The sequence below is a fragment of the Pseudomonas sp. PDNC002 genome (assembly GCF_016919445.1).
In the GTDB taxonomy this organism is placed as follows: Bacteria; Pseudomonadota; Gammaproteobacteria; order Pseudomonadales; family Pseudomonadaceae; genus Pseudomonas.
The window spans coordinates 5,714,372-5,739,001 of the sequence record NZ_CP070356.1; the positions used below are offsets into that span (position 1 = coordinate 5,714,372).

Annotated in this window: 27 protein-coding genes; 14 read left to right on the forward strand and 13 right to left on the reverse strand. The window is 64.8% G+C overall.

All coding sequences use genetic code 11. From position 1 onward, the window contains the following. Positions 1–183: 183 nt before the first annotated feature. The 8 genes from JVX91_RS25715 to JVX91_RS25750 all read right to left on the reverse strand — a co-directional run bounded on the left by JVX91_RS25715 (position 184) and on the right by JVX91_RS25750 (position 7,604). The gene (locus JVX91_RS25715; RefSeq protein ID WP_205336878.1) at positions 184–996 is read right to left on the reverse strand and encodes an SDR family oxidoreductase; all 813 of its coding nucleotides are present in this window, start codon (positions 994–996) and stop codon (positions 184–186) included. 161 nt (positions 997–1,157) lie between these two features. Next, positions 1,158–1,457 carry a hypothetical protein gene (locus JVX91_RS25720; RefSeq protein ID WP_205336879.1) on the reverse strand — a complete coding sequence of 100 codons (300 nt, stop codon included), beginning with the start codon at positions 1,455–1,457 and terminating at the stop codon, positions 1,158–1,160. A 338-nt stretch (positions 1,458–1,795) separates the two neighbouring features. Beyond that, entirely contained in the window at positions 1,796–1,954 is a 159-nt protein-coding gene (locus tag JVX91_RS25725) for a DUF3309 family protein (RefSeq protein WP_017522017.1), read from the reverse strand. Positions 1,955–2,072: 118 nt separating this feature from the next. Next, a complete protein-coding gene (locus tag JVX91_RS25730) occupies positions 2,073–2,699 on the reverse strand; it encodes a 3'-5' exonuclease (RefSeq protein ID WP_205336880.1) in 627 nt (208 codons plus the stop codon). Further along, positions 2,696–4,486 (reverse strand): DUF294 nucleotidyltransferase-like domain-containing protein, encoded by a 1,791-nt coding sequence (locus JVX91_RS25735; RefSeq protein WP_205336881.1) that lies wholly within the window; start codon positions 4,484–4,486, stop codon positions 2,696–2,698. Before JVX91_RS25735 ends, JVX91_RS25730 begins: the two co-directional genes overlap by 4 nt. Before the next feature lie 75 nt (positions 4,487–4,561). After that, on the reverse strand, positions 4,562–6,229 hold the full coding sequence (locus JVX91_RS25740; protein WP_205336882.1) for a cation acetate symporter: 1,668 nt from the start codon (positions 6,227–6,229) through the stop codon (positions 4,562–4,564). Beyond that, positions 6,226–6,537: a DUF485 domain-containing protein gene (locus tag JVX91_RS25745; protein WP_205336883.1), complete on the reverse strand. Its 312-nt coding sequence runs from the start codon at positions 6,535–6,537 to the stop codon at positions 6,226–6,228. The genes JVX91_RS25740 and JVX91_RS25745 overlap by 4 nt, the downstream gene beginning before the upstream one ends. Positions 6,538–6,749: 212 nt before the next feature. Further along, positions 6,750–7,604: a glycine betaine ABC transporter substrate-binding protein gene (locus JVX91_RS25750; protein WP_205336884.1), complete on the reverse strand. Its 855-nt coding sequence runs from the start codon at positions 7,602–7,604 to the stop codon at positions 6,750–6,752. A gap of 285 nt (positions 7,605–7,889) precedes the next feature. Here JVX91_RS25750 and JVX91_RS25755 point away from each other — a divergent pair, with 285 nt between their 5' ends. Both JVX91_RS25755 and JVX91_RS25760 read left to right on the forward strand, forming a co-directional pair. Beyond that, positions 7,890–8,111 carry a DUF2061 domain-containing protein gene (locus tag JVX91_RS25755; protein WP_205336885.1) on the forward strand — a complete coding sequence of 74 codons (222 nt, stop codon included), beginning with the start codon at positions 7,890–7,892 and terminating at the stop codon, positions 8,109–8,111. Between the two features lie 74 nt (positions 8,112–8,185). Then, entirely contained in the window at positions 8,186–9,757 is a 1,572-nt protein-coding gene (locus JVX91_RS25760) for a beta (1-6) glucans synthase (RefSeq protein ID WP_205336886.1), read from the forward strand. A 7-nt stretch (positions 9,758–9,764) separates the two neighbouring features. Here JVX91_RS25760 and JVX91_RS25765 read toward each other — a convergent pair whose 3' ends face one another. Together JVX91_RS25765 and JVX91_RS25770 are read right to left on the reverse strand one after the other, a co-directional pair. Then, positions 9,765–10,175: a lysozyme inhibitor LprI family protein gene (locus tag JVX91_RS25765; RefSeq protein ID WP_205336887.1), complete on the reverse strand. Its 411-nt coding sequence runs from the start codon at positions 10,173–10,175 to the stop codon at positions 9,765–9,767. A gap of 15 nt (positions 10,176–10,190) precedes the next feature. Then, on the reverse strand, positions 10,191–10,571 hold the full coding sequence (locus JVX91_RS25770) for a hypothetical protein (protein ID WP_205336888.1): 381 nt from the start codon (positions 10,569–10,571) through the stop codon (positions 10,191–10,193). A 104-nt stretch (positions 10,572–10,675) separates the two neighbouring features. On the opposite strand from JVX91_RS25770, the gene JVX91_RS25775 reads away from it, so the two are divergent. The 5 genes from JVX91_RS25775 (at position 10,676) to JVX91_RS25795 (ending at position 15,052) form a co-directional block, all read left to right on the forward strand. Then, positions 10,676–11,245, forward strand: a complete 570-nt coding sequence (locus tag JVX91_RS25775; protein WP_205336889.1) for a hypothetical protein — start codon at positions 10,676–10,678, stop codon at positions 11,243–11,245. Positions 11,246–11,313: 68 nt separating this feature from the next. Next, positions 11,314–11,799 carry a GNAT family N-acetyltransferase gene (locus JVX91_RS25780; RefSeq protein WP_205336890.1) on the forward strand — a complete coding sequence of 162 codons (486 nt, stop codon included), beginning with the start codon at positions 11,314–11,316 and terminating at the stop codon, positions 11,797–11,799. Positions 11,800–11,884: 85 nt separating this feature from the next. Continuing rightward, positions 11,885–13,234 carry a serine/threonine protein kinase gene (locus tag JVX91_RS25785; protein ID WP_205336891.1) on the forward strand — a complete coding sequence of 450 codons (1,350 nt, stop codon included), beginning with the start codon at positions 11,885–11,887 and terminating at the stop codon, positions 13,232–13,234. A gap of 4 nt (positions 13,235–13,238) precedes the next feature. Next, the gene (locus JVX91_RS25790; RefSeq protein ID WP_205336892.1) at positions 13,239–14,051 is read left to right on the forward strand and encodes a VacJ family lipoprotein; all 813 of its coding nucleotides are present in this window, start codon (positions 13,239–13,241) and stop codon (positions 14,049–14,051) included. A gap of 140 nt (positions 14,052–14,191) precedes the next feature. Then, positions 14,192–15,052: a pirin family protein gene (locus JVX91_RS25795; RefSeq protein WP_205336893.1), complete on the forward strand. Its 861-nt coding sequence runs from the start codon at positions 14,192–14,194 to the stop codon at positions 15,050–15,052. Between the two features lie 156 nt (positions 15,053–15,208). Here the strand turns inward: JVX91_RS25795 and JVX91_RS25800 are convergent, their stop codons facing one another. Further along, a complete protein-coding gene (locus tag JVX91_RS25800) occupies positions 15,209–16,393 on the reverse strand; it encodes a patatin-like phospholipase family protein (protein WP_205336894.1) in 1,185 nt (394 codons plus the stop codon). Between the two features lie 45 nt (positions 16,394–16,438). Then, complete coding sequence (locus JVX91_RS25805) at positions 16,439–17,371, reverse strand: lipid A biosynthesis lauroyl acyltransferase (protein ID WP_205336895.1); 933 nt, start codon at positions 17,369–17,371, stop codon at positions 16,439–16,441. Between the two features lie 144 nt (positions 17,372–17,515). Here JVX91_RS25805 and minC point away from each other — a divergent pair, with 144 nt between their 5' ends. The 6 genes from minC (at position 17,516) to JVX91_RS25835 (ending at position 22,208) form a co-directional block, all read left to right on the forward strand. Continuing rightward, positions 17,516–18,439, forward strand: coding sequence for a septum site-determining protein MinC (gene minC / locus JVX91_RS25810; protein ID WP_205336896.1), 924 nt, complete (start codon positions 17,516–17,518; stop codon positions 18,437–18,439). A 61-nt stretch (positions 18,440–18,500) separates the two neighbouring features. Then, positions 18,501–19,316 (forward strand): septum site-determining protein MinD, encoded by an 816-nt coding sequence (gene minD / locus JVX91_RS25815; RefSeq protein WP_205336897.1) that lies wholly within the window; start codon positions 18,501–18,503, stop codon positions 19,314–19,316. Next, positions 19,313–19,567: a cell division topological specificity factor MinE gene (minE, locus tag JVX91_RS25820; protein ID WP_045210300.1), complete on the forward strand. Its 255-nt coding sequence runs from the start codon at positions 19,313–19,315 to the stop codon at positions 19,565–19,567. The genes minD and minE overlap by 4 nt, the downstream gene beginning before the upstream one ends. A gap of 75 nt (positions 19,568–19,642) precedes the next feature. Further along, on the forward strand, positions 19,643–20,278 hold the full coding sequence (locus tag JVX91_RS25825; protein ID WP_152221710.1) for an RluA family pseudouridine synthase: 636 nt from the start codon (positions 19,643–19,645) through the stop codon (positions 20,276–20,278). Between the two features lie 177 nt (positions 20,279–20,455). Continuing rightward, complete coding sequence (locus JVX91_RS25830; RefSeq protein WP_205336898.1) at positions 20,456–21,745, forward strand: M18 family aminopeptidase; 1,290 nt, start codon at positions 20,456–20,458, stop codon at positions 21,743–21,745. 61 nt (positions 21,746–21,806) lie between these two features. Then, positions 21,807–22,208: a GFA family protein gene (locus JVX91_RS25835; protein ID WP_205336899.1), complete on the forward strand. Its 402-nt coding sequence runs from the start codon at positions 21,807–21,809 to the stop codon at positions 22,206–22,208. Positions 22,209–22,494: 286 nt separating this feature from the next. Here the strand turns inward: JVX91_RS25835 and JVX91_RS25840 are convergent, their stop codons facing one another. Continuing rightward, positions 22,495–23,211, reverse strand: a complete 717-nt coding sequence (locus JVX91_RS25840) for a UTRA domain-containing protein (RefSeq protein ID WP_205336900.1) — start codon at positions 23,209–23,211, stop codon at positions 22,495–22,497. 331 nt (positions 23,212–23,542) lie between these two features. On the opposite strand from JVX91_RS25840, the gene JVX91_RS25845 reads away from it, so the two are divergent. After that, the gene (locus JVX91_RS25845) at positions 23,543–24,601 is read left to right on the forward strand and encodes an ABC transporter substrate-binding protein (RefSeq protein ID WP_205336901.1); all 1,059 of its coding nucleotides are present in this window, start codon (positions 23,543–23,545) and stop codon (positions 24,599–24,601) included. Positions 24,602–24,630: the final 29 nt, after the last annotated feature.

The window sequence follows — 24,630 nt, forward strand, 5'->3', positions numbered from 1 at the left end:
AAGCGCGAATCCCCACAGCTGCGCAGTAGCCCGAAAAAGCAAAAGCCCCGCGAAATAAGCGGGGCTTTTACCGGGGTCCAACGTACATCAGCCAGGCAGGCCGGTGACTAAAACTAAACCTTTGCACCGGCCTGGGCAAGCCCTGTCTTTCAGTGCACCGAAAGGGGGCGAATCAGCCCTCGATTACGACAGGCTGCGACGCTTGGCTTGCATCTTCTCGGCCATCTTGGCCATCTCGTCGTAGATCGCCTGGGGGTTCTGCTGCTTGATCTGCCAGGCCATGCGGCCCTGTTCGTGGGGCAGGATCATGAAGACGTCGCGGCCCACTTCCTGGTGGATATAGTCGGCGATGTCGGCGGCACTGATGGGCGAGCTTTCCAGCAACTTGCCGACCTGGGTCTTCATCTCCGGACTCGGGCCGCGGAAGGAATCCAGCAGGTTGGTCTGGAAGAACGACGGGCAGACCACGTGGACCTTCACGTCGACCAGGCTGAGGTCGGCCAGCAGGCTTTCCGACAGCGCCACTACACCGGCCTTGGCCACGTTGTAGTTGCTCATGGCCGGGCCCTGCATCAGCGCAGCCATGGAGGCGATGTTGATGATGCGCCCCTTGCTCTTTTCCAGCAGCGGCAGGAAGGCCTTGCAGCCCTTGACCACGCCCATCAGGTTGATCGAGATCTGCCAGTCCCAGTCCTCCAGCGACAGCTCGCTGAAGAAGCCGCCCGAGGCGACACCGGCGTTGTTGACGATGATGTCGATGCCACCGAATTTCTCTTCGCAGGACTGCGCCAGTTGCGTCAACTGGCTGTAGTCGCGCACGTCGCAGCGCTGGGTGAAGCCTTCACCGCCGGCTTCGCGCACGAGCTTGAGGGTTTCGGCCAGGCCCGCTTCGTTGACATCGGCCAGGGCCAGCTTCCAGCCCTCGCGGGCCCAGCGCAGGGCGATTTCGCGACCGAGGCCGGAACCGGCGCCAGTGATCATGATGCGATTTTGCATAGGGAGGTCTGCCTGTTCTTGTTCGGGGAAAAAGGGTTTGCACGACGCGGACGTCGAAGACTGTGTCCGGAGTGTAACCAAGGCTTTCCGGCCCCTGCGGCGAAATCAGGGCGCTGAATGCCCCTGGCAAACCGACGAAGCAGGCGGCTGATCGAAGGAGGTCAGGCTTGAACGAGAACGCAGAGTTTGCCCAGCACCAGGGCAACGCCGGCGAAGATCAGTACATGGGCTGCGCAGTTGATGCGCTCACGCTTGAACTGGGCGAATCCGCTGATGCGGTAACGCAGAAGGAAGATGCCCAGCGCCAGGGGAATGGCCGGGCCAAGAAAGGCGAATTGCCAATAGCGGTTCGGATTGACCACCGGGTCCAGGGTCATGGCCTCGGCCAGCGGCGGGAGCCCCAGCCCGCACTGCACGAGCAGCCACACGACGCCCAGCACAACCAGTACAACGCCCAGCATCCCCACGACTCCCTGATGGCAAAGGACCAGTATGTTAGTACAGGCCACCCCAACGGGCTGTGCGACGAATCACCCTGCGGCGTATCAGCGCGGTGACAAAACCCGACTTCCTGGCGCCTCCGTGCTCGGGCATTCCCCTCACCCCAACCCAGGGAGAGGGGGCGGCTCGTATGGCTGATACCTCGATTTCATCCTGTGCCGAACGGTCCCCTCTACCCTGGGAGAGGGAGCGGCTCGTACCGGCTGATACCTCGATTTCATCCTGTGCCGAACGGTCCCCTCTCCCCTGGGGAGAGGGCTAGGGTGAGGGGTTTGACGGGTCACGCCGATCCACTCGGTCAGATACGTCCGAGCAACAACAGCACCAGCAGGACGACCAGTACGACACCGATGACGCCCGAGGGGCCGTAACCCCAGTTGCGCGAGTGGGGGAAGACCGGCAAGCCACCGATCAGCATCAAGATCAGGATGATCAACAGAATAGTCCCGAGTCCCATATCGTCTCTCCTCTTTGGTCGACGAGGGGCGATGGCTCGCGGTGTTGCGAATTGCCAGCGCTTGTAATGTGGGACTGGGGTGGCGCGCAGAAGATTCAAAGTATCTGCGCGCGCCGTATCAGCTCAGATCGCGAGGCAGCGAGCCCTTGCGCAGGCGCAGGAACATCAGCGCGGCGGTGCGCGCATCGCCGATGGCGGTATGCCGACCTTCGATAGGGATTTCCAGGGTACGCGCCAGGGTGTCGAAGCGCAGGTCCAGGTGCAGGTCAGGAAAGCGCCGGCTCATCTTGCGGTGGTAAAGCTCCGAGACTTCCACGCGTGGATTGTCCAGGCGCGCGCCGAATTGCTCACGCAGGTGCCGGCGCAACACCGCGACATCGAAGGACAGGTAGTAGCCCAGCAAAGGCCGCTGGCCGACGAACGCCTGCACCCTGCGCAGCGCCTCGGCCAACGGCAGCTGGCCCTCAAGGTCGGTGCGGCGCAGCTTGTGGATGCGGATCGACTCGCCATCCAGTGTTGGCGGCGGCTCCACCAGCAACTCCAGGCGCTCGCCGAGGATCAGCTTGCCCCGCCGGATCACCACGGCGCCGATGCTGAGGATGTCGGCCTTGCGCGGATCGAGGCTGGTGGTTTCCAGGTCCAGCGACACCAGTTCCTCGGCCTCTGCCGGGTCGTGCTGCCACCAGTAGAGGCGACGGCGCCAGGCGGACCAGTGCGGATCGGGTGCAACGACGCAGGCGTTCATCGTGTCTCCAGGTGGAATTGGCGGGTCAGGCTCTGCTTGAACTTCTTCACCGTGTGCAGACCGAAGCGCAGCAGGTCGCGCTCGTGGCGACTCAGGCGCGACACGTCCAGGCCCTGTACGCGTCCATCGCGCTGACCTTCGAGCTGCTGGCGCAGGCGCAGCTGGAGGAACAGTTCGAAGGACTCGACCAGGTTGTCCACCAGCGATTCATCCAGCACGCCGAGCCCTTTCAGGGCCGCGAGGCGACCCAGCGTGCCGCGCTCCTCCAGCCCCTCGCGCACGGCCAGCACGCGGGCGCCGTGGACGATGGGGAAGATGCCGCCGCGCTTGACGTCGAGTTGCGCGTCCTGGGTCTTGAGTTGGCCGAGGAAGGTCAGCGGCGTGTCGAACTGCAGCGCCGGCAAGGCCAGGTCGCTCAGCCAGCGACCGCTGTCGCCGGCCAGTTCATCGAGGCTTTCGCGCAGGCCCTCGAACAGCCTCCGATTGCCCGCCACCGGCCAGGCATCGGCAAGGATCGACAGGCGCATCAGCTGCTCCGGGCGTCCTTGCAGCGGCACCTCGCGCAACTCTCGTTGCCACTCCGACAACGGCTTGCACCACTCCGGCCGGCTGGCCATTACGCCGCCAGGGCACGGCGGATAACCGAATTCCAGCAGCGCGGCGGAGAAGCGCTGCATCAGCAACAGGCCCTGCTCCACAGGCAGACCGTCGTCGAGGATCAGCGCGTTGTCCTGATCGGTCTTGAGCAGTTGCTCGGCGCGCCCTTCGCTGCCCATCACCAGCAGGCAGCAGCGGCCGCGCAGCACCGGCGGCACCTGCAGTTCGAAGAGGCGTTCGAGCAGTTGTTCATTGAGCGCGCTGACCAGTTGCATGATGAAGCGCAGGCGGATGCCATTGCCCGCCAGGGTCGCGATCAGCGTGTGCAGCGTTTCCGCTGCGGCGCGCAACTCGGCCTCGCTTTCGGCGCGGGCAATGCGCAGAGCCAGCACGTGGGAATGGGTGGAGAACAGGCTGAGCACCTGGGTCAGGTGCAGCAGGCCGACCACCCTGCCCTCCTCGCACACCGCCACGCGTTCGATGCGCTGGCGGGTCATGAGGATCATCGCGTCGAAGAGGAAATCGCCCAGCTCGACATGGCTCAGCGGGCGGTGCGCCAGCGGGCCAATGGGCTGCGCCTCGCTGAAGCCATCGCGGAAATGTGCGGTCATCAGGTCAGTGCGGGTGACGATGCCCAGCGCGCCCTCTTCGCGCACCAGCAACGCGTCCGCACCACGGCTCAGTTGCAGGCGCGCCGCATCGCCCAGTGGCAGCGACGGCTCCACTTCGATGGCGGGCAACAGGTGTTCGGGGGCGATGCGGGTGAGGATGAATTCGGCCAGGTTCTGCCCGTCGCGGCGCTCCAGCTGGCGCTTGCTGGCGAGGTCGGCGCGGAAGAAGCGGGCGAACTGCGGGTTGTCCGCGCAGAGTTGGTGGAACACCGCCGCCGGCAGTTCGTAGACGATGCTTTCTTCCACCGCCTGGTAGCGATGCTTGCTGCTGCCGGAGAGCAGACCGCGCACATCGAACAGGTCCTCGGCGGCGTACTGGGCGAACAGCTTGCCGTCCTCGCCGCGCTCCTCGATCACGCCCTTCATCAGAATGAACAGGCAGGGCGCCGGCGCGCCGGCTTCCAGCAGTACTTCGTCGACCGTGTAATAACCCACGCTCAATGCATCGCGCAGTTGCTCGCGCTCCAGCGGGCGAAGCTGGTCGAAGGGAGGCGAGGCGAAGTTGAAATCGTCGGACATCCGTTATCCATCCCTGTCAAAAAAGCAGGGCCGGAGGTGTTTCCACCTCCGGCCCCGGCAGGTTAGCTCAAGCGATCAGTGGGCAACGGCGCCAGTGGCACCCAGGCCGGTCTGCGAGCGAATGAATTGCGGGAAGAAGCGTGCACGCTCCTCGTCGGCAGCGGCGGACTTGTCGGTGATGGAGAAGAACCAGATACCGATGAAGGCCACGGCCATGGAGAACAGCGCCGGGTACTCGTACGGGTAGATGGCTTTCTCGTGGCCGAGGATCTGTACCCAGATGGTCGGGCCGAGGATCATCAGGGTCACCGCGGTGATCAGGCCGAGCCAGCCGCCGATCTTCGCGCCACGGGTGGTCAGTTTCTTCCAGTACATGGAGAGCAGCAGTACCGGGAAGTTGCAGCTGGCAGCGATGGAGAAGGCCAGGCCGACCATGAAGGCGATGTTCTGCTTCTCGAACAGGATGCCGAGGACGATGGCCACCACGCCGAGGCAGACGGTGGTGATCTTCGACACGCGCAGCTCATCCTTCTCGTTGGCCTTGCCGCCTTTCAGCACGCTGGCGTACAGGTCGTGGGACACCGCCGAGGCGCCGGCCAGGGTCAGGCCGGCAACCACCGCGAGGATGGTGGCGAAGGCCACGGCGGAGATGAAGCCGAGGAACAGGCTGCCACCCACGGCGTCGGCCAGGTGCACAGCGGCCATGTTGTTGCCGCCCAGCAGGGCACCGGTGGCGTCCTTGAAGTCCGGGTTGGTGCTGACCAGCAGGATCGCGCCGAAGCCGATGATGAAGGTCAGGATGTAGAAGTAGCCGATGAAGCCGGTGGCGAAGAACACCGACTTGCGGGCTTCCTTGGCGTCACTGACGGTGAAGAAGCGCATCAGGATGTGCGGCAGGCCAGCGGTGCCGAACATCAGTGCGAAGCCCAGGGAGAACGCGGAGATCGGGTCCTTCACCAGGCCGCCGGGGCTCATGATGCCCTCGCCTTTCGGGTGAACCTTGATGGCTTCGGAGAACAGGGTGCTGATGTCGAAGTTGACGTGCTTGAGCACCATGATCGCCATGAAGGTGGCGCCCGAGAGCAGCAGCACGGCCTTGATGATCTGTACCCAGGTGGTGGCGAGCATGCCGCCGAACAGTACGTACAGCACCATCAGGATGCCGACCAGTACGACCGCGACGTGGTAGTTCAGGCCGAACAGCAGCTCGATGAGCTTGCCGGCGCCGACCATCTGCGCGATCAGATAGAAGGCCACGACCACCAGCGAACCGCAGGCGGACAGGGTGCGGATGTCCTTCTGCTTCAGGCGGTAGGACGCCACGTCAGCGAAGGTGTACTTGCCCAGGTTGCGCAGGCGTTCGGCGATCAGGAAGAGGATGATCGGCCAGCCGACGAGGAAGCCGATGGAGTAGATCAGGCCGTCGTAGCCGGAGGTGAACACCAGTGCGGAAATGCCGAGGAAGGAGGCGGCGGACATGTAGTCGCCGGCGATCGCCAGGCCGTTCTGGAAGCCGGTGATGCTACCGCCGGCGGTGTAGAAGTCGGCGGCGGATTTGCTGCGCTTGGAGGCCCAGTAGGTGATACACAGGGTCAGGCCGACGAAGGCGACGAACATGACGATGGCGGAGACGTTCAGCGGCTGGCGCTGTACCTCGCCGGTGAGGGCGTCAGCCCAGAGTGCGGGGGCCCAGAGCGCGGGTAAAAGGCCGGCCAGAGCGAGGGCAGAAATTCGGCCTTTCATTGCTGGGCCTCCTTGAGGATTTCCTGATTCAGGCGGTCGAATTCACCGTTCGCCCGGCGCACGTAGATGCCGGTGAGCACGAAGGCCGAGAGGATCAGCCCGACGCCCATGGGAATGCCCCAGGTGACGGACGAATCGGCACTGATCTTCGTACCCAGCAACTGCGGCTGGAAGGCGATGAGCAGGATGAAGACCACGTACAGGCCCAACATGACCGAAGAGAGCAGCCAGGCGAATCGCTCGCGCTTGGCCACCAATTCCTTGAAGCGCGGATTGGTATCAATCCGCTGGTAGATGCTGTCGTTCATTTTGTTCTTGTCCTCACAGCGGGGATGACGCGGATGTCGTCGATCCCTAATTTATGTGAGCGCTGCAAGGGCTCCAGACGACTTTAGTCGTAGCGATACGCCAGGTTTTGCGAACAAGCCCGGAATAGACGCACCGGCATAAAAAAATCCCCCGCGAACGATGACGTTCGCGGGGGATTTTTCTGTTGCGCGTGTAAGTTCGGTCTAGCTGCTTACAGCCATTCCTTCACCCGATCCGGATGCGCTTCGACCCACTTCTTGGCGGCCACTTCCGGCTTCTCGCCATTCTGCACGGCGAGCATCACTTCGCCGATTTCCTGGCCGTCCTTCCACTGGAATTTCTTCAGGAAGGCCCAGACTTCCGGTGCCTTCTTCTCCAGCGCCGGGTTGGCCACGCTGTCGACGTGCTCCTCTTCGCCGTAGACCTTTTTCGGGTCTTCGAGGAACTTCAGTTTCCATTTGGCGAACATCCAGTGCGGGATCCAGCCGGTGACGGCGATGGCCTTCTTGTCGTTCTCCGCGCGGGTCAGTTCGGCGATCATGCCGCTGCCGGAGCTGGCCACCAGCTTGTAGTCCAGGCCGTAGTCCTTGATCGCCTGGTCGGTCTTGAGCATTACCCCGGCGCCGGCGTCGATGCCAACGATGCGGCCGCCGAAGTCATCCTTCTGCGCCTTGAGGTCTTCGATGCTGTTGGCTTTCACGTATTCCGGCACGATCAAGCCGATCTTCGCACCCGGGTAGTTCACACCCAGGTTGACCACCTTGTCCTTCATCTTCTCGTAGTAGGCGCCGTGGGTGACCGGCAGCCACGCCGAGAGCATGGCGTCGAGCTTGCCGCGCGCCACGCCCTGCCACATGATCCCGGCGGCGACCGGCATCAGCTTGACCTGGTAGCCGAGCTTCTCGCGCATGATCTCGGCGGCGACGTGCGTGGTGGCCACGCTGTCCGACCAGCCGTCCACGTAACCGATGGTGATTTCCGGCTTGGCCGCCGCACCGGCCAGCCCGGCAGCCGCCGACAGCACCAGCCCTGCGCCCAGGCCCAACAGGCGTCGCATCATAGACATGGTTTTCTCCCCGTGATTTTTCGTTGCGGCGTCCGGGTAGACCCGGCGCCATTCGCGGTCTTGGCCGCCTCCTCATGATCGGCGCGCCCTGCTGGCGAACTGCTCTGAGAGCGACGCCAAACGGTCCGATACGCGACAGAACCCGTCCATCCACGACCGCGCCATCGTGTCCACGACCGAGGTGGCGGCCTATCGCCTCCATACAGAGGTTCGATTACCCGGCAGGGTTCCGCCGCATTAGCCTCTTCACAACGGAGAACAATTCTCGTTTGGAGGACCGCCGCCATGCTCAAGACCGTCACGTTCACCCTGATGCACTTCGTCATCGCCTTCAGCGTCGCCTACGCGCTGACCGGCAGCATCGCCGTGGGCGGCCTGGTGGCGATCGTCGAGCCGCTATGCAATGCAGTGGGCTTTCACGTCCACGAGAAGGTCTGGAAGCGCTTCGATCGCGGCGACAGCCCACGGGAGGCGACGGCGCACCGCTGGATTCACCGTCACGCCTGAACAACGTGCGTGCCCGCTGACGGCGGCGGGCGGCATTGCTAAGATGCGCGCCTCCTCACGGTTCGCGTGCCCACATGCCCCAGTCATCGCGCTTTCCGCTCCTGCCCTACTGTCTCTCCCTGCTGCTTGCCCTCCTTGCCCTTTGCGGGCTCTGGTACGGCCTGGGCAAACCGGTGATCCTGCCCGACGCGGCGACGCCCACGCACAAGCTGCAGTGCGCGTCCTACAGTCCGTTTGCCAAGGATCAGTCGCCTTTCGACCAGCCTTTCGTGCTGCGCCCGGCGCAGATGGACGCCGACCTGGCCTTGCTGGCCACTCGCTTCGACTGCGTCCGCACATACTCCATGACTGGGTTGGAGGGCATCCCGGCGCTGGCGCGCAAGCACGGCCTGAAGCTGATGCTCGGCGCCTGGGTCAATGCCAACCCGCTCGATACCGAGCGTGAAGTCGACGCGTTGATCAAGGCCGCCAACCAGTACCCGGACGTGGTGCAGGCGGTGATCGTCGGCAACGAGACCCTGCTGCGCAAGGAAGTCACCGGGCGCTACCTCGCCGGGCTGATCCGCAAGGTGAAAGCCAATGTGCGCCAGCCGGTGACCTACGCCGACGTCTGGGAGTTCTGGCACCAGCATCCGGAAATCGCCCCGGCGGTGGACTTCATCACCATCCACCTGCTGCCGTACTGGGAGGACGATCCCAGCGGTATCGACGACGCGCTCGCCCACGTGGCGAAGGTCCGCGAAGATTTTGGCCGCGAGTTCGCGCCCAAGGACATCCTCATTGGCGAGACCGGCTGGCCCAGCGAAGGCCGCCAGCGCGAGACCGCCCTGCCCAGCCGGGTCAACGAGGCGCGCTTCATTCGTGGCTTCGTGCACCTGGCCGAGGAACATGGCTGGCGCTACAACCTGATCGAAGCCTTCGACCAGCCGTGGAAGCGCCAGAGCGAGGGCGCGGTGGGCGGTTACTGGGGGCTGTTCAGCGCCGACCGCGAAGAGAAAGGCGTGCTCGCCGGGCCGGTCAGCAACCTGCCGGACTGGCCGGCATGGCTGGGCCTGTCCGGGCTGATCCTGGCCGCCGGCCTGTTGCTGGGCGGTCGCCCGGCATCCTCTCGCGCCGCCCTGCTGCTGCCGCTGGGCGCGGCACTGAGTGGCGCGTGCATCGGCCTGTGGGCGCAACAGGCGGTGGTGACCAGCCGCTTCTGGCAGGAATGGCTGTGGGCAGCGTGTCTGGTCGGACTCAACCTGCTGGTGCTGTTGCACCTGAGCCTCGCGCTGTCGGCCCGCCAGGGCTGGCGTAAGCGTGTGTTCGACTGGCTGGAAAAGCGTGCCGGCCTCTGGCTGGCCATGGCCGGTTTCGCTGGCGCGGTGCTGATGCTGGGGCTGGTGTTCGACGCCCGTTACCGCAGTTTCCCTAGCGCCGCGCTGCTGTTCCCGGCGCTCGTCTACCTCTGTCGCCCCGTCCGCGCACCGCGCCGCGAGTGCATCCTGCTCGGGCTGCTGATCGCCCTCGGCATCGTTCCGCAACTGCTGCAGGAAGGGTGGCGCAATCTGCAGGCGCTGGGGTGGGCGGCGGTCAGCGTTGTGCTGGTACTGGCGCTCTGCCGTGGGTTGCGCCAACGACACCAGACGGCGCCCGAAATCGTCTGAGGCTCGTCTAAAGGCCTTTCAGCATTCTGCGCAGGTAAGCCTTGCGCCCCTCATTGAGGTTCAGCAGGCAAGTGAAGCGCCCCTGCCCGTAGCCAGAAGCAACGCCGCCGAAATACGCGACTTCGGCATCGCACTGGCGCTCGCTGAACTTCTGGAAGCGCCGGGAGGCGTCGCGCATCGCGGAAACCGCCAACGCATAATGCGTTTCGCCGATGTCGTCATTGCGCCTGCGCTGACGTGCCTGGGCCACGAACCGATCTTCCAGGCGGCGAATCTCCTGGTTGCTTTCGTAATAGAGACGCTCCAGGCACTCCACCGACGCCGCGCCGGAGTTGCCGGCGATGCAGTCCTCGCCCTCGGCGATGAAGTCCCGGGCAAAAGCCAGGGCGGGGAGCCCCAGCAGGACCAGCGCGATCATCCGCATGCCGTGAACTCAGCTCACGCCGGAGCGCGGCGCGGGCGCACGCACCAGACGCAAGCCGGCCAGCACCACGGCGAAAACCGCAAAATTGGCGTTGTACAGGGCCAGCGCCGGCAGCGTGACCGCCATCGCCAACACCGCCAGCCACCAACCCGCCTGGCGAGGGACGAAGAACGCCAGCAGCGATAACCCCAGCGCCAGCTTGCCGAATACGCCGAAGTGGATCGCCCAGCCCAGTTGCGAGCGCAGGCCACAGGCCCAGTTCCCGGGTTCGTCGGCGCAGATGCCGACCCAGCGGCCATCCTCCATCAGCCCGAAACGCAGGCCGTAGCTCGCCGCCACGCACAATGCCAGGGCAAGCAGCAGGAGGATCACGGGCAATCGACGAGGCATGGCGCCACTCCGCAGTGAAATCGGCGCCCAGCATAACCAGCGCAAAGGCCGATGCAAGAGGCACCGCGCCGTGCGTACACTGCGCCCCATCGACGGAGTGCCCGATGAAGCGATCCAATCTATTCCTGGTGGGGTGCCTGGCTGTCAGCTTCTGGTGGCTATGGCCGTCCGACCGTTCCCACACGCCGCCGCAACAGCAGGCCCAGACCTTGCCCAATGGCGGCTTCCGGGTGGAGCGCTATGCCATCTATCCCCTGGAAGATTTCAGTCTCGAGGCACGCGTGCTCGGCCGCGAGGACTATCGCCTGGGACGCGAGGCCGAGCTGTCGCCCACCGATCTCGCACTGGGCTGGGGGCCGATGGCCGACCCGCGGGTACTCGCCGGCATCCGGATCACCCAGGGCAACCGCTGGTACCACTGGAACGCCAATCCGATGCCGATCCCGCGCCGGGAGATCGAGACCCACAGCGCCAACATGCACATGATCCCGGCCAACGACGGCGTTGCGCGCACGCTGGCCCAGGTCAGCGCCGGCGAGCACATCCGGCTTTCCGGCAAGCTGGTGCGTGTGGAGGGAGACGACGGCTGGCGCTGGGTCAGCTCACTCACTCGCGAGGATACCGGCGCCGGTGCCTGCGAACTGATCTGGGTGGAACGCCTGGAGCGCTACTGAGGGACGCGGTTGCCAGCGACGCCGGGCATTAGGCATGCTCGGCCAATCCCGCTCGAAAGGTACCGCCCATGTCCCGCGTCACCCTACGACCCGCCACTCCCGCCGATATTCCGCTGATCCTCGACCTGATAACCGAACTGGCCGACTACGAACGGCTCGCCCATGAAGTGAAGGCCGACGCCCAGCGCATGCACGCCCACCTGTTCGGCCCGCGCCCCTACGCCGAAGTGCTCATCGGCGAGGTGGACGACCAGCCCCAGGGGTTCGCGCTGTTCTTCCACAACTACTCCACCTGGCTCAGCCAACCGGGCATCTACCTCGAGGACTTGTACGTGCGCCCCGCCGCCCGCGGCGCCGGCCTGGGCAAGGCGCTGCTGACGGAGCTCGCCCGGCTGGCCGTGGAACGCGGTTGTGGCCGCCTGGAATGGTCGGTACTGGACTGGAACGAACCCGCCATCGGTTTCTACCGCAGCCTGGGCGCGCGCCCACAAGACGAATGGAGCGTCTATCGTCTTACCGGCGAGGCACTGCGTGAGCTAGCCGACAAGGCGTGAAATCCGGGTCGCACTTGTGGGAAATACGCTGGTCTTAATCGCCGGTCACCCTAAAGTTGGCCTCCTCTTGAAAGGACTCCGAACCATGACATTTCTTTCTCGCGTTGCCGCCGTGATGGGCTGCCTCGCACTGGGACTCGCTGGGTCCGCGTCAGCCCGCGACGTGGACCAGGCCAGCTATGGCTACCCGCTGATCAACCCATTCGAGGCGACCATCGCCACCACGCCACCGGAGCTGCGTCCGGAACTGCCCACCGATGACGACATCCGCCAATCCGACTACGCACTGAACCTGCGCCCGGAGCGAGAGCACGAACTGCCAAGCAACTTCTGGCCAGTGAAGAAACTGCACTACCGCCTGGCCAGGCAGGATCACGCCGCGCCCCTGATTTTCATCATCGCCGGCACCGGCGCGAATTACTCCAGCACCACCCCGGAGTACCTCAAGCGCCTGTTCTACAGCGCCGGCTACCACGTGGTGCAGATCTCCTCGCCGACCAGTTGGGACTTCATGATCGGCGCGTCGCACATCTCCACTCCCGGCTATACCCCGGACGACGCCGATGATCTGTACCGGGTGATGCAGGCCGTCCGCGCGCAGCATCCGGAGCTGCCAGTGACCGATTACTATCTCACCGGCTACAGCCTCGGCGCGCTGCATGCAGCCTTCGTCAGCCAACTCGACGAGACGCGCCGCAGCTTCAACTTCAAGCGCGTGCTGCTGCTCAACCCACCGGTGAACCTCTACACCTCGGTGAGCAACCTGGACAAGCTGGTGCAGACCCAGGTCAAGGGCATCAGTGACACCAACACCTTCTACCAGGTGATCCTTGCCAAGCTGACTCGCTACTTCAAGCAGAAGGGCTACGTCGATCTCAACGACGCCTTCCTCTTCGATCTCCAGCAGTCCAAGCAGCACCTTTCCAACGAAGAAATGGCGATGCTGATCGGCGCGGTGTTCCGCTTCTCCTCCGCCGACATCGCCTTCACCTCGGACCTGGTCAACCGCCGCGGCCTGATCACCCCGCCCAATTACCCGATCACCGAAGGCACCAGCCTGACGCCCTTCTTCAAGCGCGCCATGCAGTGCGACTTCGAGTGCTACATGACCGACCAGCTGATGCCGCTGTGGCGCGCCAAGTACGACGGGGGCAGCCTGCCGCAGCTGATCCAGCAGGTCAGCCTGTATGCGCTCGAGGACTACCTGCGCGCCAGCCCGAAGATCGCCGTGATGCACAACGCCGACGACGTCATCCTCGGTCCGGGCGACATCGGTTTCCTGCGCCGCACCTTTGGCGACCGCCTGACGCTCTACCCGCGCGGCGGCCACTGCGGCAACCTCAACTACCGCGTGAACGCCCAGGACATGCTGGGCTTCCTCAAGGGACAGGGCGCCTCGGCCAACGGCCTGGCATCCGCGCAGACAGGGAACTGACTCCATGCCATTACGCCATTCCTGGACTCTCGCCCTGCTGCTGGCCTGCGGTTTCGCCCAGGCCGAATCGCCGCAACCGGTACAGACGCCCACCACCACCAAATTCGACATGGCGCCCGACGAGGACGGCTTCAAGCACCCGCTGGATGCGCTGAAGTTCAATCCCGGCTTCGACCAGCGGGAGTTCGAGCGCGCCACCTTCGACGCCCTCAACGTCTACGACCCCTGGGAGTCGTGGAACCGTCGGGTCTACCACTTCAACTACCGCTTCGACGAATGGGTATTCCTGCCCGTGGTACACGGCTACGAATACGTCACCCCACGCTTCGTGCGCACCGGCGTGAGCAACTTCTTCAGTAACCTGAGCGAAGTGCCGACCCTGCTCAACAGCGTGGCCCAGCTCAAGGCCGATCGCGCGGCGAACAGCACCGCGCGGCTACTGTTCAATACCATCTTCGGCATCGCCGGCCTCTGGGACCCGGCTACCGCCATGGGCCTGCCGAAGCTCAGCGAGGACTTCGGCCAGACCCTGGGTTATTGGGGCGTCCCGGAAGGGCCGTACCTGATGCTGCCGATCCTGGGCCCTTCCAACGTGCGCGACACTGGCGGGCTGGTAACCGACTTCATGGCGAGCCGCGAAGTGAACTACCTGAACTACTCCGACATCAGCAGCGACTATTGGGAGCTGCCGGTGCTCGAAATCATCGACAAGCGCTACAGCAACGGCTTCCGCTACGGGCAGATGAACACGCCCTTCGAGTACGAGAAGCTGCGCTACTTCTATACCGAAGCGCGGCGCCTGCAGATCCAGGAGTAACACCGAACCGTCGCCTTCGGGCGGCGGTTTTCTTCACACAAATACATCTAATAAATAGATAGTTAAGCTGAAAAACTCGCAACCATTGATCCATGAATTGGGACTAGGATGATCGTCATTCACAGATCAAGGAGGTTCCCATGACCCGTTTGCGTACCGTGATCGACCAGCACATCGGCCACCCCGCCTCCGACGGCGCCGGTGTGCGCCTGACCCGCGTGATCGGCGGTCCCGGCATCGAGCGTTTCGATCCGTTCCTGATGCTCGACCAGTTCGACACGCAGAATCCCGACGACTACATCGCCGGCTTCCCGGCCCACCCGCACCGCGGCTTCGAGACCGTCACCTACATGCTCGAAGGGCGCATGCGCCACGAGGACCACCTGGGCAATCGCGGCCTGCTCAAACCCGGCGGCGTGCAGTGGATGACGGCGGCCCACGGCATCATCCACAGCGAGATGCCCGAGCAGGAAGAAGGCGCCATGCGCGGCTTCCAGCTCTGGCTGAACCTGCCGGCGAAGGACAAGCTGTCCCCGGCGGGCTACCGCGATATCGAGCCCGAGGACGTGCCGCGGGTGACCACTGAACAGGGCGTTGGCGTGACCGTGATCGCCGGCCGCTTCGACGACGGCGTGACCGCTGCCGATGGCGCCGTGCAGCGACCGGGCACCGAACCGCACTACTACGATCTGGTCCTGCCGGCGGGTGCGACGGTAACCCCGCAACTACCGGCCAGCCATCGAGTGATGCTGTACGTCTACGAGGGTGCACTGCAGGTGCCGGGCGAACGTGGTGACGAGACCGTCGCGACCAATCGCCTGGTGCGTCTGGGCCAGGGCGACGAGGTCCGCCTGTCCAGCGACCAGGGCGCGCGCGTCCTGCTGCTGGCCGGCAAGCCGCTCAATGAGCCCATCGTGCAATACGGGCCGTTCGTGATGAACAGCCGCGAGGAGATCGAGCAGGCGCTGCGTGATTATCGCGATGGTGTGTTCGCGGTCTGATAGCCCGCGGCAGAAATTGCTCCTTCTCTGAGGAGCAATTTCTGGCCTCTTCCGCAAATATTGCCCCGTAGGAGCGGACCTTGTCCGCGATGCCCGACAGGCCGGACTGCAGCCGGATCGCGGACAAGGTCCGCTCCTACATGTGAGGCACCAGTCCTACAGCGACCAGTCCCCCATCCCCAGGAAGCGCGCGATCTCCGCGCGCTTTTCCATGGCGTCGCGATACCCCAGCTCGATCAGCGCATTGCAGTAGCCCGGTTCGAACAGCAGGTAACTCAACACACCCGCCCCACTCGCCTTGGTTGCCCCCGGACCGCGCAGGAACAGGCGCAGCGCGCGCGGCAGCTCGTGTCGGTACTGCGCGGCGATCTCGTCCAGCGGTTTGCTCGGCGAAATCAACAGCACGTCCACCGGCTGCAGGCCCATCGTGCCGCGCCGTGCCTCTTCCGGCACCAGGGAACTGAAGAAATTGATGCGATGCAGCAGCTCGATATCGCCTTCCAGGCTGTCAATGAAGGTGCTGTTCAGCAGATGGATACCCACCTGCGCCAGGCTCGGCGGCTGGCCGGTGCGGTAGTTGGTGACGGATTCGTTGGCGCTGCCGACGGTCGGGTTGCCGCTGACGCCGATCACCAGCACACGGTTGGCGCCCAGGTGCAGCGCCGGGCTGATCGGCGCCTGCTGGCGCACCGCACCATCACCGAAGTATTCGCGAAGAATCTTGATCGGCTGGAACAGCAGCGGAATCGCCGAGCTGGCCAGCAGGTGCTCGATCTGCAATCGCGTCGGCACGCCGATGCGCCGATGGCGCAGCCAGGGGTCGATGGTGGCGCGGCCCTGGTAGAAGGTCACCGCCTGTCCGGACTCATAGCCGAACGCGGTCACCGCCACCGCGCGCAGGTTGCGGCGGCGCACGGCGGCGGCGATGCCGGAGAAGTCCAGTTCCCGTTCCAGCAGATAGCGCAGCGGCGTGCTGTCCAGCAACGCCACCGGCTCGCGCCGGCCCAGGCCAAGCAGGCTGTGCCCCAGGAACTTGAAGGCCTGGCTGATCACGCCCTGCCAGTCGGAACGGTACACCTGCCCGGTACGAAACCCCCTCCAGACCTGCGTAAGACGCTCCACGGCGCCGGTGAACGACAGCGCTCCGCACGCCAGGCCGACGGCGTTGATCGCACCGGCGGACGTGCCGACGATCACAGGAAAGGGATTCTCGGCCCCCTCGGGCAGCAACTCGGCAATGGCTGACAGCACCCCGACCTGGTAAGCCGCACGCGCACCACCGCCGGAAAGGATGAGGCCGGTGACGGCCGGGGGAGTCGATGGAGTGGCGGGGTCGGTCACAGCTGAAGTCCTTGTCGCGTCGTTACCAGCGTAGTCCGCCTTGCTCTACTTCTTCTTGTCGTAGAGCTTGGGCTCGCCCTCGGGACGGCTCTTGAAGCGCCGATGCGCCCAGAGGTACTGCTCGGGCTGGCGGCGAATCTCGCTCTCCACCCACTGATTGATGCGGAGGCAGTCGGCCTCTTCACTCTCGCCAGGGAAATCTTCCAGCGGCGGGTGGATGGTCAGGCGATAGCCGGCGCCACCCGGCAGGCGCGACTGAGTGAACGGCAGCACCAGCGCGCGGCCCAGGCGGGCGAACTTGGTGGTGGCGGTGACGGTGGCGGCCTGGATGCCGAACAGCGGCACGAACAGGCTCTGCTTGGCGCCGTAGTCCTGGTCCGGCGCGTACCAGATGGCGCGGCCGGCGCGCAGCACCTTGAGCATGGCGCGCACGTCCTCGCGCTCGATGGCGGTGGCGTCGGCGTTGTGCCGCTCGCGGCCGGTGCGCTGGACGAAGTCGAACACCGGGTTGTCGTGCTCGCGGTACATGCCGTCGATGGTCTGCACCTGGCCGAGCAGCGCCGCGCCGATCTCCAGGGTGGTGAAGTGCATCGCCATGAGGATCACGCCCTTGCCGTCAGCCTCGGCCTGCTTCAGATGCTCGATGCCTTCGATATGGGCAAGCTTGGCCAGGCGGGCCTTCGGCCACCACCAGCTCATGGCCATCTCGAAGAAGGCGATGCCGGTGGAAGCGAAGTTTTCCTTGAGCAGGCGCTTGCGCTCGGCAGCGGACAGCTCCGGGAAGCACAGCTCCAGGTTGCGCGCCGCGATAGCGCGGCGGCTGCCGACCACGCGGTACATCAGCGCGCCGAGCGCGCGTCCCAGCGCCAGCAGCGCCGGGTACGGCAACTGCACCACCAGCCAGAGCACGCCTAGGCCGAGCCAGAGCGGCCAGTGGCGGGGGTGGAGGAACTCACGGCGAAAGGTGGGGCGGTCCATGGAACTTTCCGGCAAGGGCAAAGCCCGACATTCTACCTTGCCAGCGCACGCCGCGCCCGCCTTCAAGCCCTGGCCGTCCGCCACGCTTGCGGCTGCCGGGGCGGTCCGTTATAAGTCCACACCATTTAGTGATGCAGCCTGACCATGAGCCAAGCCGACCTTCTCGACCACGATCCCGTATTCCAGCTCAAGGGCAGCATGCTGGCCGTCACTGTCCTGGAACTGGCCCACAACGACCTGCCGCGCCTCGACCGGCAGCTCGCCGACAAGGTCGCCCAGGCGCCCAACTTCTTCCGTGATACCCCGCTGGTACTGGCGCTGGACAAGCTGCCCGACGGCGAGGGCCAGCTCGACCTGCAAGGCGTGCTGGACATCTGCCGCCGCCACGGCCTGCGTACCCTGGCCATTCGCGCCAGTCGCGAGGAAGACATCCGCCTGGCCACCATGTTCGACATCCCCGTATTGCCGCCTTCGGGCTCGTCCCGCGAGCGCGTGGTCGAACCCAAGGACGCCGTCCCGCAGGTGACCGGCGCCACGCCGGTACGCCGTCCGCGCGGAGAGAAGCTCTCGGAGAAAGTCGTTGAGCAGGCGGCCGACAGCGCGCAAGCCGAGAAGCCCGCGGAAGTCGTTAAAGAAGAGAAGCCGGCCGAGACCGCCGTGGAAAAATCTGTAGAAGCAGAAGAATCCGCCAAGGAAACGGCGCCGGAAAAACCCGCCGAGCCGCCGGCACCGGTTGTCCGACCGACCAAGCTGGTGACCACTCCCGTGCGCGGCGGCGTGCAGATCTACGCCGCCGGCGGCGACCTGATCGTCCTCGCCCCAGTCAGCCCCGGTGCGGAACTTCTCGCCGACGGAAATATCCATGTGTACGGCCCGATGCGCGGACGCGCCCTGGCCGGCGTCAAGGGCGACACCAGCGCCCGCATTTTCTGCCAGCAGCTGGCCGCGGAACTCGTGTCCATCGCCGGTAATTACAAGGTCGCCGAAGACCTTCGACGCAGTCCGCAATGGGGGCAGGCGGTGCACGTCAGCCTGTCGGGTGACGTGTTGAACATCACCCGCCTTTAACGGATACTGCCGCGACTTTCAGGGACCAGAATTCTTCGTTTTTTCTTTGGGGTGAATCACCTTGGCCAAGATCCTCGTAGTCACTTCCGGTAAGGGTGGCGTCGGTAAAACCACCACCAGCGCAGCCATCGGCACCGGCCTGGCCCTGCGCGGCCACAAGACCGTCATCGTCGACTTCGACGTAGGCCTGCGTAACCTCGACCTGATCATGGGCTGCGAACGCCGCGTGGTGTACGACTTCGTCAACGTCATCAACGGCGAAGCGACCCTCACCCAGGCCCTGATCAAGGACAAGCGCCTCGAAAACCTGTTCGTACTGGCCGCCAGCCAGACCCGCGACAAGGACGCCCTCACCCAGGAAGGCGTCGGCAAGGTCATCGAAGAACTGAAGAAGACCTTCGACTACGTGATCTGCGACTCCCCGGCCGGCATCGAGAAAGGTGCCCACCTGGCCATGTACTACGCCGACGAGGCGATCGTCGTGACCAACCCGGAAGTTTCCTCGGTCCGCGACTCCGACCGTATGCTCGGCCTGCTGGCCAGCAAGTCCGCCCGCGCCGAGAAAGGCGAGGACCCGATCAAGGAACACCTGCTGCTGACCCGCTACAACCCCGAGCGCGTCACCAAGGGCGAAATGCTCGGCGTCGAGGACGTCGAGGAAATCCTGGCCATCCGTCTGCTCGGCGTGATTCCGGAATCCCAGGCCGTGCTGAAGGCATCCAACCAGGGCGTACCGGTCATCCTCGACGAAGAGAGCGATGCCGGCCAGGCGTACAGCGACGCCGTCGAACGTCTGATGGGCAAGGAAATGCCCCATCGATTCCTCGACGTGCAGAAGAAAGGATTCCTGCAACGACTGTTCGGAGGACGTGAATGAGCCTTTTAGATTTCTTCCGCAGCCGGAAGGCGCAAAACAGCGCATCCATCGCGAAAGAAAGACTCCAGATCATCGTCGCCCACGAGCGCGGCAACCGTTCGCAACCGGACTACCTCCCGCAGTTGCAGAAAGACCTGCTGGAAGTGATCCGCAAATACGTGCCCATCGACCAGGAACAAGTCCAGGTCGAGCTGGCCAACCAGGGCAGCTGTTCGATCCTGGAACTCAACATCACCCTGCCGGAGCGTTGATCCGGCTGGAGTGAACCTGCGGCGGCTTCGGCCGCCGCAGTCGTTTTCGTCATTCTTATTCGCCCAAGAGCTTCCATGCCGCTTTCCCAGATCGAATTCGTCCATGAGGACGCCGCCCTGCTGGTGGTGAACAAGCCCACCCTGCTGCTTTCCGTGCCCGGTCGCGCGGACGACAACAAGGACTGTCTGATCACCCGCCTGCAGGAAAACGGCTACCCGGAAGCGCGCATCGTCCATCGCCTGGACTGGGAAACCTCCGGCCTGATCGTGCTGGCCCGCGACGCCGACAGCCACCGCGAACTGTCCCGTCAGTTCCACGACCGCGAGACCGAGAAGGCCTACACCGCGCTGTGCTGGGGCGAACCGGAACTCGACAGTGGCCGCATCGAGGCGCCGCTGCGCTACGACCCGCCGACCAAGCCGCGCCATGTGGTGGACTTCGAGCAGGGCCGGCATGCGCTGACCTTCTGGCGCGTCATGGAACGCCATGGCAACTGGAGCCGCGTGGAGCTGACGCCCATCACCGGACGCTCGCACCAGTTGCGCGTGCACATGCTCAGCATCGGCCATCCGCTGCTGGGCGACCGCCTGTACGCCGAGGGCGAAGCCCTGACGCTGCGCGACCGCCTGTGCCTGCATGCCAGCATGCTGGCCCTGACCCATCCGCAGACCGGCGAGCGCCTGCGCTTCGAGTCGCCCGCGCCGTTCTGATTCACTTTGTGTAGGAGCGGACTCCGTCCGCGATGTATGTCCGGCCGGCTCGGAGCCGCCGGGAAACGATCGCGGACAAAGTCCGCTCCTACGCTCGCCCCACCTGTTGGCGAGCCCCTGGCCGCAGATTTGCACATTTACGTTAAACTTCCGGCCATTCGCTGTCCGGAGTTACCCATGCGTGCAGAACTCAACCAGGGCCTGATCGATTTCCTCGCGGCCTCCCCCACCCCCTTCCACGCCACCCAGGCCCTCGCCCTCCGCCTCGAAGAGGCCGGCTACCAGCGCCTGGACGAGCGCGACGCCTGGCGCACCGAAGCCGGTGGCCGCTACTACGTCACCCGCAACGACTCCTCGCTGATCGCCTTCAAGCTCGGCACCGCGCCGCTGCTGGAGAACGGCCTGCGCCTGGTTGGCGCGCACACCGATAGCCCCTGCCTGCGCGTCAAGCCGAACCCCGAGCTGGTGCGCAACGGCTACTGGCAGCTGGGTGTCGAAGTCTACGGTGGTGCGCTGTTCGCGCCCTGGTTCGACCGCGACCTGTCCCTGGCCGGCCGCGTCACCTTCCGTCTGGCCGGCAAGGTCGAGAGCAAGCTGATCGACTTCAAGGCGCCGATCGCGGTGATCCCGAACCTGGCCATCCATCTCAACCGCGAAGCCAACCTGGGCTGGTCGATCAACGCGCAGACCGAACTGCCGCCGATCCTCGCCCAGGTCGCTGCCGGCGAGACCCGCGACTTCCGCGACCTGCTCGGCGAACAGCTGCAACTGGAGCACGGCATCACCGCCGACGCCATCCTCGACTACGAGCTGAGCTTCTACGATACCCAGCGCGCCGCCGTGATCGGCCTCGACCAGGCCTTCATCGCCGGTGCCCGCCTGGACAACCTGCTGTCGTGCTACGCCGGCCTGCAAGCGCTGCTGGGCAGCAATGACGAGCAGAGCGGCGTGCTGGTCTGCACCGACCATGAAGAAGTCGGCTCCTGCTCCGCCTGTGGCGCCGACGGTCCGTTCCTGGAGCAGGTGCTGCGCCGCCTGCTGCCCGAGGGCGATGCCTTCACCCGCACCGTGCAGCGCTCGCTGCTGGTTTCCGCCGACAACGCCCATGGCGTGCACCCGAACTATGCCGACAAGCACGATGGCAACCACGGCCCGAAACTCAACGGCGGCCCGGTGATCAAGATCAACAGCAACCAGCGCTACGCCACCAACAGCGAGACCGCCGGTTTCTTCCGCCATCTCTGCCTGGAGAATGAAGTGCCCGTGCAGAGCTTCGTGACCCGCAGCGACATGGGTTGCGGCTCCACCATCGGCCCGATCACCGCCAGCCAGATCGGCGTGCGCACCGTGGACATCGGCCTGCCGACCTTCGCCATGCACTCCATCCGCGAGCTGGCCGGCAGCCAGGACCTGCACTACCTGGCCAAGGTACTCAGCGCCTTCTACGACAGCGCCGACCTGCCCTGACCCGAACGCCCGGCCCAAGCCGGGCGTTTTTTCTTGCAGAGAGTCATTGCGGAGATCGAACATGCCCTTCAGCGGAAGCTGCCTGTGCGGCGACATTGCCTATGAGATCGACGGGCTGGACATGCCCATCGGCCACTGCCACTGCCGGACCTGCCAGAAAGCGCACTCAGCCGCCTTCGCCAGCACCGCCGGGGTGATGCGCGAACACTTCCGCTGGACTCGCGGCGCGGACAAGGTCGCCGCGTATGAATCCTCACCGGGCAAACTGCGCAAGTTCTGTCCGCGCTGCGGCACGCAACTGATCGCCGAGCGCGACGGCCAGCCGCACGTCATCGTGCGCGTGGCCAGCCTGGATGACGATCCGGGCACACGGCCGGCGCGGCATATCTGGGTGTCCCATGATCGCCCCTGGCTGGCGCAGGATGGGATTCCAGCTTATCCGGAGTGGAATCCGGATCGCTGAAGCAGTTCCTGGTCCTTCTAGGAGCTTGCTCGCAAATCGCCCAGCCTCAGAATGGCGTGGAGCACCCTCTCCCCCGCCCTCTCCCTGAAGGGAGAGGGAGTCGTTCGGTGCAGGTTGATAGATCGGTGTTGGCCGGCGAGTTCATGACTCTGCCTGCACTGAGGACAGTCCCCTCTCCCTTCGGTGCGGGGCGCGCAGCCAGGGTTAGGGAGAGAGCAGCCCCTGCGGCGGGGCCCAGTTGTTCGCGAGCAAGCTCACTCCTACAGGTTGGGCGCCGCCCGAAAGATCAATCCGGCACTTCCACGCTCACGTGGATGGCATCGTGCCGCCAGAACTCCAGATCGCAATCGATGATGCGCCCGTGCTGATCACCATTGATGCGGGTGATGCGCAGCGCCGGGCTGCCCTCGGCGACGCGCAGTACGCTGGCGGCCTCACCGTGCAGCGCGGTGGGCACCATGTCGAAGCGTACGCGGCCGTAGCGGATGTCGTAGCGACTGGCGTACAGCTCGGTGAGTGAGCAGGTCAGGTCGCTGTCGAGGATGCCGGGGAAGTACGCCGGGTTGAGGTAGTGCTCGACGTAGAGCACCAGCCGGCCATCCACCCGCCGTACCCGGCGGATCTGGTACACGCTGGACAGCGCCGGCAGCTCCAGCAGTTCGCAGATCGCCGCGCTGGCGGGCATCTGCCGCGCCGACAGGACCTCGGTCGCCGGCACACGGCCCTGGCCTTCCACCATCGCGTGATAGTGGCTGCGTACCAGCGGGTTGTAGAGCAGGCGCGGTGGCGAGACGAACCAGCCGCGACGCTCCTCGCGGTAGATCAGGCCCTGGGCCTCCAGTTGCCCCAGCGCTTCACGCAGGGTGATCCGCGTGGTGTCGAACAGCTCGCTCAGCTTGCGCTCGGCAGGCAGCTTGCCGCCCGGGCTCAGCAGACCGCTGTCGATCTGTTCGATGAGTGCGCGGCAGATTGCCGTGACCGTGGGTAGCGCCGTATCGCGCATTCCATTCCCTCTTTTGGACTAGTCCAGCCCCAGAACAGGGCATTTCTTCCCCCTCTCGGGGTGTCGTCATCCTAGGAAAGCCCGATGACCGTCCCGTGACAGCTTCTTTGCAAGCAGCGCCCATGCCAGATAACGACACCAGCGTAGACCAGGCGGATCAAGGCGTTGGCCATGGTCTACGCTTTTCCCGGACGACGCGCTGGACGCTCACGGCCGGGCCGGCGCGCCAGGGGCTTACATCAAACTGTCATCCGTCCCGCATAGATTGGCCTGCGTCTTGCTGATCTAGACCACGCTTGAAAACACCGAACTTCATCCGAAGGAGCACCGAATGAAACGCTTGCTTGCTTCACTGCTGGGATCGGCCATTGCCATTGGCAGCGGCCTCGCCATGGCGGCCGACGCCGATCTGCAATCGCTGGAAGCCGCCGCCCGCAAGGAAGGCCAGGTCAACAGCGTGGGCATGCCCGACAGCTGGGCGAACTGGAAGGACACCTGGAAGGACCTGGAAAGCAAGTACGGCTTGAAGCACATGGACACCGACATGAGTTCGGCCCAGGAACTGGCCAAATTCAAGGCCGAGAAGGAAAACGCCAGCGCCGACATCGGCGATGTGGGCGCCGCCTTCGGTCCCATCGCCGTCCAGCAGGACGTCAGCCAGCCTTACAAGCCCAGCACCTGGGACCAGGTGCCGGAATGGGCCAAGGACAAGGACGGCCACTGGGCGCTCGCCTACACCGGCACCATCGCCTTCATCGTCAACAAGCAACTGGTGAAGGACGTCCCGCACAGCTGGGCCGACCTGCTCAAGGGCAAGTACAAGGTCACCATCGGTGACGTCAGCACCGCCGCCCAGGCCGTCAACGGCGTACTGGCTGCCTCCATCGCCAACGGCGGCGACGAGAAGAACATCAAGCCGGGCCTGGAGTTCTTCGCGCAGATCGCCAAGCAGGGCCGCCTGTCGCTGACCAACCCGGTGATCAACACCCTGGAAAAGGGTGAAGTGGAAGTCGGCATCGTCTGGGACTTCAACGGCCTGAGTTACCGCGATCAGATCGATCCGACGCGCTTCGAGGTGCTGATCCCCTCCGACGGCTCGGTGATCTCCGGCTACACCACCATCATCAACAAATACGCGAAGAACCCGAACGCCGCCAAGCTGGCCCGCGAGTACATCTTCAGCGATGCCGGGCAGATCAACCTGGCCAAGGGCAACGCCCGTCCAATCCGCGCCGAGCACCTGACCCTGCCGGCCGAGGTGAAGGCCAAGCTGCTGCCCAACGAGCAGTACGCCAAGGCCCAGCCGATCAAGGATCCCAAGGCCTGGGAAGAAACCTCCAAGCGCCTGCCGCGCCAGTGGCAGGAAAACGTGATCATCAACATGCAGTGACGCCCAGCCGCCCCGGTTCGCGCCGGGGC

What these genes read in the sequence shown, in the direction of transcription:
- JVX91_RS25715 (WP_205336878.1), bottom strand. Translation starts at nt 996, where the DNA reads ATGCAAAATCGCATCATGATCACTGGCGCCGGTTCCGGCCTCGGTCGC.
- JVX91_RS25720 (WP_205336879.1), bottom strand. Translation starts at nt 1,457, where the DNA reads ATGCTGGGCGTTGTACTGGTTGTGCTGGGCGTCGTGTGGCTGCTCGTG.
- JVX91_RS25725 (WP_017522017.1), bottom strand. Translation starts at nt 1,954, where the DNA reads ATGGGACTCGGGACTATTCTGTTGATCATCCTGATCTTGATGCTGATC.
- JVX91_RS25730 (WP_205336880.1), bottom strand. Translation starts at nt 2,699, where the DNA reads ATGAACGCCTGCGTCGTTGCACCCGATCCGCACTGGTCCGCCTGGCGC.
- JVX91_RS25735 (WP_205336881.1), bottom strand. Translation starts at nt 4,486, where the DNA reads ATGTCCGACGATTTCAACTTCGCCTCGCCTCCCTTCGACCAGCTTCGC.
- JVX91_RS25740 (WP_205336882.1), bottom strand. Translation starts at nt 6,229, where the DNA reads ATGAAAGGCCGAATTTCTGCCCTCGCTCTGGCCGGCCTTTTACCCGCG.
- JVX91_RS25745 (WP_205336883.1), bottom strand. Translation starts at nt 6,537, where the DNA reads ATGAACGACAGCATCTACCAGCGGATTGATACCAATCCGCGCTTCAAG.
- JVX91_RS25750 (WP_205336884.1), bottom strand. Translation starts at nt 7,604, where the DNA reads ATGTCTATGATGCGACGCCTGTTGGGCCTGGGCGCAGGGCTGGTGCTG.
- JVX91_RS25755 (WP_205336885.1), top strand. Translation starts at nt 7,890, where the DNA reads ATGCTCAAGACCGTCACGTTCACCCTGATGCACTTCGTCATCGCCTTC.
- JVX91_RS25760 (WP_205336886.1), top strand. Translation starts at nt 8,186, where the DNA reads ATGCCCCAGTCATCGCGCTTTCCGCTCCTGCCCTACTGTCTCTCCCTG.
- JVX91_RS25765 (WP_205336887.1), bottom strand. Translation starts at nt 10,175, where the DNA reads ATGATCGCGCTGGTCCTGCTGGGGCTCCCCGCCCTGGCTTTTGCCCGG.
- JVX91_RS25770 (WP_205336888.1), bottom strand. Translation starts at nt 10,571, where the DNA reads ATGCCTCGTCGATTGCCCGTGATCCTCCTGCTGCTTGCCCTGGCATTG.
- JVX91_RS25775 (WP_205336889.1), top strand. Translation starts at nt 10,676, where the DNA reads ATGAAGCGATCCAATCTATTCCTGGTGGGGTGCCTGGCTGTCAGCTTC.
- JVX91_RS25780 (WP_205336890.1), top strand. Translation starts at nt 11,314, where the DNA reads ATGTCCCGCGTCACCCTACGACCCGCCACTCCCGCCGATATTCCGCTG.
- JVX91_RS25785 (WP_205336891.1), top strand. Translation starts at nt 11,885, where the DNA reads ATGACATTTCTTTCTCGCGTTGCCGCCGTGATGGGCTGCCTCGCACTG.
- JVX91_RS25790 (WP_205336892.1), top strand. Translation starts at nt 13,239, where the DNA reads ATGCCATTACGCCATTCCTGGACTCTCGCCCTGCTGCTGGCCTGCGGT.
- JVX91_RS25795 (WP_205336893.1), top strand. Translation starts at nt 14,192, where the DNA reads ATGACCCGTTTGCGTACCGTGATCGACCAGCACATCGGCCACCCCGCC.
- JVX91_RS25805 (WP_205336895.1), bottom strand. Translation starts at nt 17,371, where the DNA reads ATGGACCGCCCCACCTTTCGCCGTGAGTTCCTCCACCCCCGCCACTGG.
- minC (WP_205336896.1), top strand. Translation starts at nt 17,516, where the DNA reads ATGAGCCAAGCCGACCTTCTCGACCACGATCCCGTATTCCAGCTCAAG.
- minE (WP_045210300.1), top strand. Translation starts at nt 19,313, where the DNA reads ATGAGCCTTTTAGATTTCTTCCGCAGCCGGAAGGCGCAAAACAGCGCA.
- JVX91_RS25825 (WP_152221710.1), top strand. Translation starts at nt 19,643, where the DNA reads ATGCCGCTTTCCCAGATCGAATTCGTCCATGAGGACGCCGCCCTGCTG.
- JVX91_RS25830 (WP_205336898.1), top strand. Translation starts at nt 20,456, where the DNA reads ATGCGTGCAGAACTCAACCAGGGCCTGATCGATTTCCTCGCGGCCTCC.
- JVX91_RS25835 (WP_205336899.1), top strand. Translation starts at nt 21,807, where the DNA reads ATGCCCTTCAGCGGAAGCTGCCTGTGCGGCGACATTGCCTATGAGATC.
- JVX91_RS25840 (WP_205336900.1), bottom strand. Translation starts at nt 23,211, where the DNA reads ATGCGCGATACGGCGCTACCCACGGTCACGGCAATCTGCCGCGCACTC.
- JVX91_RS25845 (WP_205336901.1), top strand. Translation starts at nt 23,543, where the DNA reads ATGAAACGCTTGCTTGCTTCACTGCTGGGATCGGCCATTGCCATTGGC.